The following is a 12414-nucleotide window of genomic DNA, read 5'->3' as shown; positions in this document are numbered from 1 at the left end:
TTCCGCGGCACCGGACGGCGTCTTCGTGCGTCAACATTGCAACGCTGGCTGACATCTAGGGAGCGATAGTGAGCCGTCCGGACGCGCGCACACTGATCGAAACGATCCTCGACCGGGGGTCGTGGAAATCGTGGGACGCGCCGCCCGCCGACCCCGCGCAGCCAGGCTCCTCCTACGCCGACGAGCTGGCCGCGGCCCGGGTCAAGTCCGGCTACGACGAGGCCGTCGTCACCGGCGAAGGGCTGCTCGGCGGCCGCAGGGTGGCCATCGCGGTCTGCGAGTTCTCGTTCATGGCGGGCTCGATCGGGGTGGCGGCGGCCGAGCGGTTCACGGCCGCCGTCGAGCGGGCCACCCGAGAGCGGCTGCCGCTGCTGGCCGCGCCCGCGTCGGGCGGCACGCGCATGCAGGAGGGCGCGCTCGCGTTCGTCCAGATGGTGAAGATCACCGCTGCGATCCAGGCGCACCGGGCGGAGGGCCTGCCGTACCTGGTCTACCTGCGGCATCCGACGACGGGCGGGGTGTTCGCGTCGTGGGGGTCGCTCGGGCACGTCACGTTGGCCGAGCCGGGGGCGCTGATCGGGTTCCTGGGGCCGCGGGTGTTCGAGTCGCTGCACGGCTACCCGTTCCCCGAGGGCGTGCAGGTCTCCGAGAACCTGCACCGCAAGGGGCTGCTCGACGCGGTGGTGCCGGCCGAGGAGGCGCGGGAGCTCGCGATCAAGGCGCTCGGCGTGCTCGCCGACGACAGATCAGGCGTCGTGGCCGGCGCCCCTCCGGAGGAGGACCTGCGGCCCGTCGAGGCGTGGGAGGCGATCACCCGCTCGCGCCGCGACGACCGGCCAGGCGTGCGCGCGCTGCTCAAGCTCGCCGCCACCGACGTGACCCCGCTCAGCGGCAGCGGAGAGGGCGAGCACGAGCCGGGGCTGCTGCTCGCGCTGGCCAGGTTCGGCTCGGCGCCGGCGGTGGTGCTCGGCCAGGACCGGCGGGTCCAGCGGGCCAACTCGCCGCTCGGCCCGGCCGGGCTCAGGGTGGCCAGGCGCGGCATGCGGCTGGCGGCCGAGCTGGGCCTGCCGCTGATCACGGTGATCGACACGGCAGGGGCCGACCTGTCCAAGGCGGCCGAAGAGGGCGGGCTGGCCGCCAAGATCGCTCGCTGCCTGGCCGAGCTGGTCATGCTCGACGCGCCGACCGTGTGCCTGCTGCTCGGCGAGGGCGCCGGCGGCGCGGCGCTCGCGTTGCTGCCCGCCGACCGGGTGCTGTGCGCACAGCACGCCTGGCTGTCGCCGCTGCCGCCGGAGGGCGCCTCGGCCATCCTCTACCGCTCGGTCGACTTCGCGCCCGAGATCGCCCAGGCACAGCGCATCCGCGCCACCGATCTGCGGCAGGACGGCATCGTGGACCGGGTCATTCCGGAAATGCCGGACGCCGCGTACGAGCCGCGGCAGTTCTGCGAGCGGGTGGGGCGGGCACTGGAGTACGAAATCGCGAGGCTCCTGGAGCTGAGCCCGGCGGACCGTTTCGCGGCCCGCCAGGCCCGCTTCCGCAACCTCCGCTAGGAACGCGGGGCCGGTGTCACCGTCGCCACGGCGCGCGGTCTGGGGACCTCGTACCGCCACAGCTCCTTGCCACCGGCGTCGTAGCCCGTGAGGGCGCTGGTCTCGAAGTCGCCTCCATGGGGGGTGGGGGCCGCGAACAGCGTCACGCCCTGCCCCCATGAATCCGGGACGGTCTCGGCCGTTGCAGTCGCGCCGCCCTTCATGCGGATCTCCACCTTGGCCGTGCCCGCGGGCGCGTAGCCGTACCAGGCCGTTTTGCCGCTGATCCAGCGGACCGGCAGCTCGGCGTCCAGCAGATCGCTCAGCCGCGCGCCGGGCAGCGGACCAGGCAGAGCCGGCATCGCCTCGCCGTTCTCCCAGAAGGCCGCGCAGGCCGGCACGACGAGAGCGGTGATGCCCGCCGGCAAGGTCTGGGGGGCGATCTCGGATCTCGCGGCCTGCTTGGCGCAGCCCTTGTAGTAATTCGGGACCTGCTTGTCCGGCTTGCCCTTCACCTTCACGATGAAGCCCCCGACCTCGGTGCCGCGCGGGACGCTGACGTGCCAGACCGGATGCGGGGCGCCCGTGCCGCGCAGGAATGAGGCGCGGACCCGCTGCCCGTCGTGGAGCACCGCGTCGATCGACTCCCAGTCCTCAAGGGCCGGGCCGAAGTAGGTGTCGGCGCCGGGGTCCGGCAGGTAGGTGGTCGACTGATGGAAGGGGTAGGCGCCGTGCAGGTACTCGATGAAGCAGCCGGTCATACCCCAGTCGTTCGGTTCGGGGCCGCCGGTGAAGCAGAACTCGTTCCCCTCACTGGACCGCTGGGTGAACCAGATGCGTACCGGCCGGCCGGAGCCCTCGGTGCCCGGGAGGGTCATCACCTCGCCGACGACCTTGTCGGCCTTGTCCGGCGACGTCCTGGCCGGCTCGTCGTACCGCCCGACCTGCTTGCCCGAGGCGTCATAGGCGGTGATGCGGCGGCCCTCGGCCGGGTCGTCGGACGGGCTCGTGGCACCGAACAGCGTGATGCCCAGGTTCCAGGGATCGGGCCTGGTCTCGACGCTCGCCGAGCGCCCGCTGTCGAACGAGACCTCGACCCTGGCGACGTCCTTGCGGGCGAAGCCGACGATCACGTCCCGCTGGGGGCTCATCACCACCGGGCTCGCCGCGAGGGGCACCTGCGAGCTGAGCTCGGCGCCGTGCCGCGACCACGTCAGCTGCGTCCCGTCCTTCGTCCGGTACGGCCGGACGGAGATGCCCTGGGACAGCTCCATGGGCGCGCTCATGGGCTGCCCGGTCGTCGCCGCCAGGCCGTCGCGGGACCACCACCCGAGGTCCTTGCCTTTGACGTCCGAGATCCGGATCTTGGACATGGGCTCCTGGGACGGATACGTCACGGTCCACAGCCGGTACGGCGCGCCGTCCAGGCTCCGCACCGTGCCGGGGAACTCCTGCCCGCCCTTCGTGACCCCGGCCACCGCGCCCACGTCCTGGAGCGCCAGCCCCCAGTCCATCGCGGTCGCCGCACCGTCCCGCAGCGTGCTGCCCACGTACCAGGCATCCGCGTACTTCCACCCGACGGCGTCGACGCAGGCCCCGTACGGCTCGCCGGCGGCCCGCTCGACCACGTAGCAGACCTGGGGATAGCCCAGCTTCGCCTTGGCGAACCAGATCCGCAGCGGCTTGCCCTCGGAGGGGTTGCCGACGGTCACCTGCTCGCCGAGGGGCGTCCGCTCCTTCATGAGCTGCTGGTAGATCCCGGTCGGGTCGGTCGCGGTGTTCCTGCCCAGGCCCCCGTTGACCAGGACGGGAACGAACACGGCCAGCAGCGCCACCGGCAGCGCGGCCAGCAGCCACCGGGCCGGGTGGCGCCGCGGCGCGCGGCTCTGCAGGCGCGTCCAGGCGTGCGGGCTGGCCTCGAAGGTCCGGGCGCGGGCGTCGAACGCGGCCCGCAGGCGCTCTTCCAGGTCGTTCACGCGTCCTCCTCCTTCAGCGCCTTGCCCAGGGTCGCCAGCGCTCTGCTCGCGTGGGTCTTCACCGATCCGGGCGAGACGCCCATGGCCTCGGCGATCTCGCGTTCCGACAGGTCCAGCCAGTAACGCATGACGAGGGCCTCGCGCTGGCGGCGTGGCAGGCGGTCCACGGCGGCCAGCAGCTCGCGGTGCTCCTCGGAGACGATGACCGTGTGCTCGCTGCTGCGGGCCGGTTCAGGGGGGTCGGGGCGGCGCAGCCGTACGAGCCTGAGATGTCGCAGGCGGTTACGGGTGAGGTTGCAGACGGTCGCGCGCAGGTAGGCCAGGGCGGCCCGGTCGTCGCGCAGGCGCCTGGTGTGCAGCCGGGCGAACGCCTCCTGGGCGATGTCCTCGGGGTCGTCCGCGCCGAGCAGCCCGGCCAGGCGTACCAGTGAGTGGTACTGGGCCGCGAACAGGTCGGCGAACGACGGCTGCGCCGTGGTCGCTGTTTCGGTCACGCCATACAAGACACCCGGAGCGGCCGCCGGTTGACTACGGGACCGGAATCCGTTCGACGCGGATCGAGAAGACCTCCTCGCGGGGCACCACGACCTCGTAGGCGCCGTGATCGACCATCCAGTAGCCCAGCGCCTCGGCCTTCATCCCGCTGTGGCCCGTGTAGGCGATGTGCAGCCCGTCGTCGTCCTCGTCCAGCACGATGCAGGGCTCGCCGCCGAACGCCCCCACCGTGCGGATCAGCACCAGCCACTCGACCTGCGGCCTGGCCACCACCCGCCGCCAGTAGCCCGACGCGGGCTCGAAGCCTTCCAGCTCGACCTCGCTGAACAGCACCACCTGGTCGCTGTCGGGGCCCAGGGCGGCGGGCAGCGTGCGATCCCCGAAGCGGGCCACGAAGCCGGACGCGACCGGCATGATTTCTTCGCTCATGCCGCACGCCGCCAGGTCAGTCCGTCGTACTCGGCGAAGGGCCGCTCGCCGTCGGCTGTCACGTGGACGATCTCCGCCCCGGCCGGGATCGGCATCGGAACGGTGTGGAACTGCGGCACCACGTGATCCGACGACGTCGTGAACCCGTTGCCCGCGAACGGAGGCGCGTCGCTCCAGTCGCCACCCATGTGAGGCCCGTACGGCACCGCGTACGTGTCGACGTCGCGGGCGTGCCAGCGCATGAGGTAGAGCTCGGGCACCTCGGCGAACAGCTCAGACCCGTCGAACGACAGGTCGAGCCCGTAATAGAGCGACTCAGGCGTGGTCAGCCTGACGCAGTCCTGCACGCGGTAGACGTAACCTGAGATGACCGTGCGTTTGCCCGACAGGTATGGCACGAGCAGACGCGGCGGGACAACCTTCTGCATCTGCGTTCCGCTCACGGTACTACTTTACGATCTGCTGAACCTCAGAGGACCCGGTGTTCGAGGCACGGCAGGGTGGTTCTGGCCGCGGCCGTCCATTCGTGGTCGACTCGCACGACCTGCACGCCGGGTGCCGTGCCGAGGTCGGCGCGGATCACGCCCAGCGGATCGACCAGCATGCTGCGGCCCACGCCGAAGCCGTCGGACGACTCGGCCGGGTTCGGCGCCTGGCCGACGGCCGCGGTCCACATCGTGTTCTCCAGCGCCCGGGCCCTGACCAGGGTGACCCAGTGATCCTCCTTGAGTGGCCCCGAGCCCCAGGCGGCGATCACCGCGAACAGCTCGGCGCCCTTGTCCACCAGCGCCCTGGCGAGTTCGGGGAAGCGTACGTCGTAGCAGGTGATGAGGCCGACCTTGAGCCCCGCGAGCTCGACCACGGTCGGCTCCGCGCCGGGCGCGACCAGGTCGGACTCCTTCGCGCCGAACGAGTCGAACAGGTGGATCTTCCGGTACGCCGCCTTCACCGCGCCCTGGGCGTCGATGGCCACGGCCGTGTTGTGCACCCGGCCGTCGCCCGGCTCGAAGACCCCGGCGATCACCGACAGCCCGTGCTCCTTGGCGGACTCGGCCAGGGCGGACACGAACGGGCCGTCCAGCGGCTCGGCCAGGTCCGTGATGCGCCGGCCGTAGCGGGTGAGCGTGGCCTCGGGGAAGATCGCCAGGTCGGCCCCCTCGGCCTTGGCGAGCGCCTCCTGGGCCCGTTTGAGGTTCGTGGACGGGTCAGGAGACACGGGGATCTGGCAGAGGGCGATTGTGGTCACGGCCCGACTCTAACCGGTTAGGCACCGGTCGAAACCAGGTCAGGCACCGCCAAATCCACTCAAGGGGCCCGTACCTGAACCTGCTCAGCCACCACCTGCTGAGCAGCACCTGCGCGGCCATGGTCACCGCCGCCAGCGCCACCACCGACCAGCGGGTGGGGTCGGCGTTCAGCAGCGGCGCGGCCAGGACGATCACCGCGGTGCCCGAGACGTAGTTGGTCAGCGCCATCCTGCCCAGCGGCTCCAGCACCGCCGACAACCACGGCCGCAGGACGAGCAGCAACCCCAGCGAGTACGCCGCCGCGCCCGCCAGTGCGGCCACGCTGTAGACGCTCCAGGCGTGCGTGCTCGCCCAGGCGGCCGTCAGAAGCGCGGTGGCCAGCGCCGTGACCGCGAACGAGGGCAGCAGAAGCCATCTCGGCGGTCCCAGCCGATACAGCCCCATGCCCAGCAGGAACAGGCCGGGGATCAGGAACGGCCCGCCGCCCACCATGAGCCCCCAGGCCAGCACCGCCAGCCCCAGCAGCAGCACCGGCAGGCCGCCCGCCAGGAAGGAGGCGGGCAGCAGCACCGCGGCGCCGTAGACGGCGTAGTCGGTCAGCACCTCGCCCTGGTAGAACAGGTGCTGCGCCATCCCGAGGCAGAACAGCCAGAAGAGTCTGCTCAACAGCGCCCAGCGGCTGTTGCCACGCAGGAACAGCACGAAGCTGATGCCGAACAGCAGCGAGAAGATCGGGTAGAACCGGCTCTGGAACAGGGCGTCGATGGTCCAGTCGACCCCGTTGCGGGCTCCTTTGTCGGTGTGCTGCCAGGTGTTGACCAGCATGATCCCGCCCACCGCGAAACCGCGGAGGGCGTCGAGCTCACGGATGCGCGTCAAAGGAACCAGGTGAACCACCATACGAGGAATCCGGCGCCGATGACGGCCGCCGTGCTCTGCGGCCATCGGCGGTCGCGAAGGAGTGCCGCGGCGGTCAGTACGGCCGAGGCGGCGGCGATCCAGGTGTAGACGGCGACCGTGCCGGGCACGCCGACGGCCAGGGCGGTCTCGTTCCTGCCGGCCAGGGCGTAGACGGACTGGCCGACCAGCCCGGCGAACGCCACGCCGGTCAGCCCGCCGAAGGCCGCCAGTGCCCTGCCCTTCAGCGCGCCCGCGACGAGCTGGATCAGGGAGACGAGCGCGAACAGGGCGAAGGGCGCGGCCAGCCACGGGGACTTCGAGATCTGGTACGGGGCTCCGGTCACGTGCAGGTCGCCCGGCCGGATGGCGGTGTCGTCGTCGTCCGGGCAGGGGGAGGCCGTGTTCTTCGCCGGGTCGGTGACGAACTCGAGGATCTTGCGCCGGGCGCAGGCGCTGGTCAGGAAGACGGCGTGGGAGGCCCGGGGGAACTCCTCGAAACGGGCGTTGGGGAGGGCCTCCGCCGCGGGCTTGGTGGTCCTGGTGGGGGTGGTCGGGTCGTACTGGCCGCCCACCACGTACACGGGGGCCTGGGTGGTGGCGTTGACGGGCTTGGCCTTGGGGAGCTGCCAGGCATCACACACCGCCTTGTCCCCATTTACGGTGAAAAGTCGGGATTTGGGAGTGAATGTGTTGAACGGGATCTCGTCCTGGCACTGCACCGCGTGATAAAGCCCGAACTCGTGCGACACCAGCCCCTCGCCCACGGCGTCGGCCAGCGGCTGCAGCAACTCGTCGTGGCCCTTGGCGAGTGCGCCGATCATCGCGGGTGCGACCGCCGCCACGTCCGCCTCGTGCAGCGCCTCGGCCATGATCGTGGCCAGGTCGTCGCCGCTGACACGCGCCGAGAACGCCTTGCCGAGGATCGGGTCGGTCGTGCTCACCTGGGCGGGTTTCGCGTTCAGCCGGGCCGTCGCGGCGTCGAACGCTTCCTTCATGCCGAGCGCGGCCGCCGTGTCCGCCAGGTTCCTGCCGGCGTCGTCGTACCAGTTGACGCTCTCCGGCAGGTACGAGTCCAGCACCACCGACCGCACCCCTTTGGGGTCGGCGGCGGCCACGTCCATCATGACCCTGGTGGAGTAGCTGACGCCGAACAGGTTCCAGGACTCGTACCCGAGTTGCCGGCGTAACGCGACGACGTCGGCCGCGATCTCCTTCGTGTTGTATCCGCGCAGGTCGACGCCCTGCTCCCGGAGTCTTGCCCGGCACCGGCCGGCGGCGGCCGCGATGTCGGCGGGCGGCCGTCTGAGCTGCCCCAGCAGCGCCTCGGCCGTCTCGGGGCAGCCCAGGACCGGCTCGGAGTACTTGCTGCCGCGCTGCTCGACCGTCACCACGTCACGATCGGGGAACATCTGGCTCAGAAATCCGGTGAGCTGCATGGACGCCGACGCGGGTCCGCCGCTCATGTACACGACAGGGTCCGGTTTGCGGTCCTTGGCGGTCGAGACGTGGACCGCGTACCCCACCTTGATCTTCCTCTCGGGGGCGTCCCTGCGCTCGGGAACCTCGAGGAAAGCGCAGGTCGTGCCCGCCGGGACGGAAACCGGGCACGGGGGCGTGCCGCCTCCGTCCGGGGTCATGACGGGGGGAGCGGTCAGGGCGAGGGCGAGCACGACCCGGGTGATCACGACAAGAGACTAATAGTGTGGGGTTGTGACCGAACCACTTGTTGCCAGGATGCGCGCCTTCGGCACGACGATTTTCGCGGAGATGAGCGCGCTCGCCGTCGAGACCGGATCGATCAACCTCGGGCAGGGCTTTCCCGACACCGACGGGCCCGCGGCGATGCTCGACCGCGCGGTCCAGGCGATCACGTCGGGCGTGAACCAGTACCCGCCGGGGCCGGGCATGCCGGAACTGCGCCGGGCGGTCTCGGAGCACCGCGCCGCTCACTACGGCCTCTCGTACGATCCGGTGGGCGAGATCCTGATCACGGTGGGGGCCACGGAGGCCATCGCGGCGACCGTGCTCGCCCTGTGCGAGCCGGGGGACGAGGTGATCGCCTTCGAGCCGTACTACGACTCCTACGCGGCGTCGATCGCGCTCGCCCAGGCGCGGCTGGTGGCCGTGACGATGCGCCCGGTGGACGGCCGCTTCACCTTCGACCCGGACGAGCTGCGCGCCGCGGTCACGCCCCGCACTCGCGCCATCCTCGTGAACTCGCCGCACAACCCCACGGGGACCGTGTTCACCCGCGCCGAGCTGGAGGTCATCGCCACGCTCTGCCAGGAGCACGGGCTGATCGCGGTGACGGACGAGGTGTACGAGCACCTGACGTTCGACGGGGTCGAGCACATCCCGCTGGCCACGCTGCCCGGCATGCGCGAGCGCACCGTGATGATCTCCTCCGCGGGCAAGACGTTCTCGGTCACCGGCTGGAAGACCGGCTGGGTGTGCGCCCCTCCCGCCCTGGTAACGGCGGTGCAGACGGTCAAGCAGTTCCTCACGTTCACGGCGAGCGCGCCGTGGCAGCTGGCGGTGGCGTACGGGCTGCGGCACGAGCTGGAGTGGGTGTCCGCCCTTCGCGCGGGACTCCAGGACAAGCGCGACCGCCTCATGGAGGGCCTCGCGGCCGCCGGTTTCTCGGTCTTGAGACCTTCGGGCACGTACTTCGTCCAGACGGACATCCGCCCCCTGGGCTTCTCGGACGGCCTCGAGCTCACCCGCCGCCTCCCGGACCTCGCCGGGGTGGTGGCCATCCCGACCCAGGTCTTTTACGACCACGCCGAACGCGGCCGCCACTTCGTCCGGTTCGCCTTCTGCAAGAAGGACGAGGTCATCGACGAGGCGGTGACCCGGCTCAAGCGCCTGTCCACCTGACCCCCGCACCGGCCGGACGGCTCTACGCCGACGGGCGGAGGCCGTCGAAGACGATGGCGAGGGTCCTGGTACGCAGGCTCTCGTCCCACCCGTTGTGCTGCGCCGCCAAGCACGCGGCACTCAGCAGGGCGAGCAACTCCGCCATCCCCACATCCCCCCGGACCGCCCCCGCCTCCTGGGCCCGCACCAGCAGCGTCTCGATGGATCCCCGGATGTCGGGCGTGCCGGCCTTGGCATCGATCCCCGCGACCGCCAAGGCATCCACCAGCACCTTCTTGACGGTCGAGTCCTCCACGATCGTGGTGAAGTACTCGAAAAAGGCCGCCCCGGGATCAGATGCGGACGCCAGCTCGTCGGCCAGCGCGGCCAGCCGCCGCATCCGGTCGACGACGATGGCCTGGTAGAGGTCCTCCTTGGCGGGGAACTGGCGGTAGATCGTACCGACGCCCACCCCGGCCAGTGCGGCGATCTCGCGCATCGAGGCGGACAGCCCGTCCCTGGCCAGCACCACCTCGGCGGCCTCCAGCACCCGGGCGCGGTTGCGTTGCGCGTCGGCACGCATCAATGAGAGCCCCTTCGTTGACAACCGGAACGAGTGTTCCGTATGGTCGGAAAGGCATCCGGAACACTCATTCCGATTCTAGGGGACTCCCGTTGGACCATCTGAACCTGGGCCACTCCGGCCTGCGCGTCTCCAGGGCATGCCTGGGCACCATGAACTTCGGCACCGAGTACGGCCTGGCCGCCAGCGACGAGGCCGAGGCGGGCCGGATCATCGAGGCCTTCCTCGAAGCGGGCGGCAACTTCATCGACACCGCCGACCTGTACCACCGGGGTGAGACCGAGGAGATCGTCGGCCGCGCTCTGAAGGGCAGGCGCGAGCGGGTCGTACTGGCCACCAAGGGCGCCATGCCGGTGGGCACGGAGGGGCGCGGCCTGTCGCGGCGCCACCTCACGAGGGCCCTCGACGCCAGCCTGCGCCGCCTCGGCACCGACTACATCGACCTCTACCAGTGCCATCAGTGGGACCCGGCGACGCCGATCGAGGAGACGATGGCCACGCTGGACGGGTTCGTCAAGGCGGGCAAGGTCCGCTACCTCGGCTGCTCCAACTTCACCGCGACCCAGCTCGTCGAGTCGCAGTGGGCCGCCGCCCGCGTCGGTGGCACCCCGTTCGTGAGCCTGCAGCCGCAGTACTCGCTGATCCAGCGGGTGATCGAGGCGGAGATCCTGCCGGCGTGCGAGCGGCACGGCATCGGCACCGTCGTGTACGGGACGCTCGGCGGCGGCGTCCTGACCGGCCGCTACAAGCACGGCGAGGCCCCCGACCCGGACAGCCGTATGGGCAGGCTGCTCGGCCACTCCCTGCCCGGCGCGAACCGCTGGGCCCGCTCGCTGCTCAACGACCGCAACCTGGACATCGCCGAAGAGCTGGTCAAGGTGGCGGCCGGGCTCGGAGCCGCACCGGCCGAGGTGGCCCTGGCCTGGGCGGCACGGCGCCCCGGGGTGACCTCGGTGCTGATCGGCCCGCGATCGGTGCAGCAGCTGCGGGAGAACCTGGCGGCGTTCGACCTGGACCTCTCCGGGGAAGCGGTGGCCAGGCTCGACGAGATCTCTCACGTCGACCTCGGCCCGATGGACGGCTCGTTCTTCCACCTCGTCCCACGCTGACATCCGCATACGTACGGGTGCTGCCCGACAAATCGTGGTATCCCTGGCTGAGTGAAGCGCCGGCATGTCGCGATGGTTCTCGTGCTCGGGCTCGCCGCGGCATGCCAGGTCCCAGCGCGGGACCACGGGCGCCCGACGCTGCTCCAGCCGCCCGCCGTACCGACGACCACGCAGGCCGCCCCCACACCCACGACGGGCGGCAGCCCCGTCATCCCGCCCGCGGCGCCCGGCGGCTGGCGTTACACCTACGTCGGCGAGGAGCTCGGCGGCGAGCTGTGGGACGTGGTCGCCACCGGCCCCGGTGACGCGTGGGCGGTCGGCGCGCGGGACGGCCAGGCGTTCCTGCTCGGCTACGACGGCCGCACGTGGCGGCCGGCCCAGCTGCCCGACGGCCTCGGCGACATCGACGTGATCGGGGACCTCCGCCTCGGGGCGTCGGGCCCCGGCGACCTGTGGCTGTTCCGCCCGGACGACCAGGGCACGCGCGTGTTCCGCCGGGACGGCACCGGCTGGCGCCGGCTGCCGCCGTACCAGTGGCAGGTGATCGACGCGCAGGTGTTCTCACCCACCGACGTCTGGGTCCTCGCCGACGAGCGCAGGGCGGGCCACTGGGACGGTACGCGCTGGCGAACCGTCACGCTCCCCGCCCAGGCGAGCGCCCTCGCCGCCACCGCGCCGGACGACATGTGGGCGGTCGGCCACCGCAACTTGGGCACGACGCCGGGGCCGCTCACCCAGCCGGCCGCCATGCACTGGAACGGCCGCGGCTGGCGCCTGGTCCCCACCCCCGCCTACCGTTTCGCCGATCCCGCGCCGCCCGAGGAGGACGCCTTCCTCAGCGACGTCGTGGCCCTGTCGGCGAAGGAGGCGTGGGCGGTGGGGGAGCACACGTTCAACCACGGAGAGGGCGGCCCCGACCCCGCCGACCCACCGCCGATCGTGTTGCGCTGGAACGGCTCCGCCTGGACCCGGCACCCGGTGCCCACCCCCTCGATCTGCTGCCCGAAGCTCGCCCCGGACGGCTCCGGCGGCGTCCTGCTCAGCTCGGACGGCGCGGGCCTCGGCAACACCTGGCGCCTCGCCCCCGGCGGCACCGCGACCCGCCTGCCGCGGATGAAGGTGGAATCGAAGGCGTCACGCAAGCAGTACGGCGCCATCGAGGCCATGGCCCACATCCCCGGCACCCGCACGGTCCTCGGGGTGGGCAGGCTGAGCGCGCGCAGCTGGTCCCGGGTCGCCATCGCCGAATTCAATGCCAACGGAGAGTAATGAAGGTTAAACTGGCGG

The 12414-nt window shown here is 71.4% G+C and carries 12 protein-coding genes; 4 read left to right on the top strand and 8 right to left on the bottom strand.

What is annotated here, in order from left to right; all coding sequences use genetic code 11:
• Positions 1-68: 68 nt before the first annotated feature.
• Complete coding sequence (locus ACQPWU_RS40800) at positions 69-1553, top strand: carboxyl transferase domain-containing protein (protein ID WP_433431026.1); 1485 nt, start codon at positions 69-71, stop codon at positions 1551-1553.
• On the opposite strand, the gene ACQPWU_RS40795 is transcribed toward ACQPWU_RS40800, so the two are convergent.
• From ACQPWU_RS40795 to ACQPWU_RS40765, 7 genes are read right to left on the bottom strand one after another with little or no spacing between them, the layout of a single operon-like run.
• A complete protein-coding gene (locus tag ACQPWU_RS40795; RefSeq protein WP_433431025.1) occupies positions 1550-3508 on the bottom strand; it encodes a hypothetical protein in 1959 nt (652 codons plus the stop codon). The genes ACQPWU_RS40800 and ACQPWU_RS40795 overlap by 4 nt on opposite strands.
• Positions 3505-4002 (bottom strand): sigma-70 family RNA polymerase sigma factor, encoded by a 498-nt coding sequence (locus tag ACQPWU_RS40790; protein WP_433431024.1) that lies wholly within the window; start codon positions 4000-4002, stop codon positions 3505-3507. Before ACQPWU_RS40790 ends, ACQPWU_RS40795 begins: the two co-directional genes overlap by 4 nt.
• 34 nt (positions 4003-4036) lie before the next feature.
• Entirely contained in the window at positions 4037-4432 is a 396-nt protein-coding gene (locus tag ACQPWU_RS40785; protein WP_433431023.1) for a hypothetical protein, read from the bottom strand.
• A complete protein-coding gene (locus ACQPWU_RS40780) occupies positions 4429-4875 on the bottom strand; it encodes a hypothetical protein (protein WP_433431022.1) in 447 nt (148 codons plus the stop codon). The genes ACQPWU_RS40785 and ACQPWU_RS40780 overlap by 4 nt, the downstream gene beginning before the upstream one ends.
• 26 nt (positions 4876-4901) lie before the next feature.
• Positions 4902-5678, bottom strand: a complete 777-nt coding sequence (locus ACQPWU_RS40775; RefSeq protein WP_433431021.1) for a carbon-nitrogen hydrolase family protein — start codon at positions 5676-5678, stop codon at positions 4902-4904.
• Complete coding sequence (locus tag ACQPWU_RS40770; RefSeq protein ID WP_433431020.1) at positions 5638-6558, bottom strand: DUF418 domain-containing protein; 921 nt, start codon at positions 6556-6558, stop codon at positions 5638-5640. The genes ACQPWU_RS40775 and ACQPWU_RS40770 overlap by 41 nt, the downstream gene beginning before the upstream one ends.
• The gene (locus ACQPWU_RS40765; RefSeq protein WP_433431019.1) at positions 6555-8264 is read right to left on the bottom strand and encodes an alpha/beta fold hydrolase; all 1710 of its coding nucleotides are present in this window, start codon (positions 8262-8264) and stop codon (positions 6555-6557) included. The genes ACQPWU_RS40770 and ACQPWU_RS40765 overlap by 4 nt, the downstream gene beginning before the upstream one ends.
• 25 nt (positions 8265-8289) lie before the next feature.
• Between ACQPWU_RS40765 and ACQPWU_RS40760 the strand changes: the two genes are divergently transcribed.
• On the top strand, positions 8290-9456 hold the full coding sequence (locus ACQPWU_RS40760) for a pyridoxal phosphate-dependent aminotransferase (protein WP_433431018.1): 1167 nt from the start codon (positions 8290-8292) through the stop codon (positions 9454-9456).
• A gap of 22 nt (positions 9457-9478) precedes the next feature.
• Here ACQPWU_RS40760 and ACQPWU_RS40755 read toward each other — a convergent pair whose 3' ends face one another.
• Positions 9479-10018, bottom strand: coding sequence for a TetR/AcrR family transcriptional regulator (locus ACQPWU_RS40755; protein ID WP_433431017.1), 540 nt, complete (start codon positions 10016-10018; stop codon positions 9479-9481).
• A gap of 92 nt (positions 10019-10110) precedes the next feature.
• On the opposite strand from ACQPWU_RS40755, the gene ACQPWU_RS40750 reads away from it, so the two are divergent.
• Positions 10111-11127 carry an aldo/keto reductase gene (locus tag ACQPWU_RS40750; protein WP_433431016.1) on the top strand — a complete coding sequence of 339 codons (1017 nt, stop codon included), beginning with the start codon at positions 10111-10113 and terminating at the stop codon, positions 11125-11127.
• 51 nt (positions 11128-11178) lie between these two features.
• Positions 11179-12396 carry a hypothetical protein gene (locus ACQPWU_RS40745; RefSeq protein ID WP_433431015.1) on the top strand — a complete coding sequence of 406 codons (1218 nt, stop codon included), beginning with the start codon at positions 11179-11181 and terminating at the stop codon, positions 12394-12396.
• Positions 12397-12414: the final 18 nt, after the last annotated feature.

This window comes from Nonomuraea sp. CA-141351, from assembly GCF_050944675.1.
GTDB lineage: Bacteria > Actinomycetota > Actinomycetes > Streptosporangiales > Streptosporangiaceae > Nonomuraea.
Note: the sequence above shows the minus strand (reverse complement) of the source record. Positions and strands in the feature narration are given on the sequence as shown.

Bases quoted from the DNA above. Each gene is read 5' to 3' on its own strand.
- ACQPWU_RS40785 (WP_433431023.1), bottom strand. From the start codon at position 4,432: ATGAGCGAAGAAATCATGCCGGTCGCGTCCGGCTTCGTGGCCCGCTTC.
- ACQPWU_RS40755 (WP_433431017.1), bottom strand. From the start codon at position 10,018: ATGCGTGCCGACGCGCAACGCAACCGCGCCCGGGTGCTGGAGGCCGCC.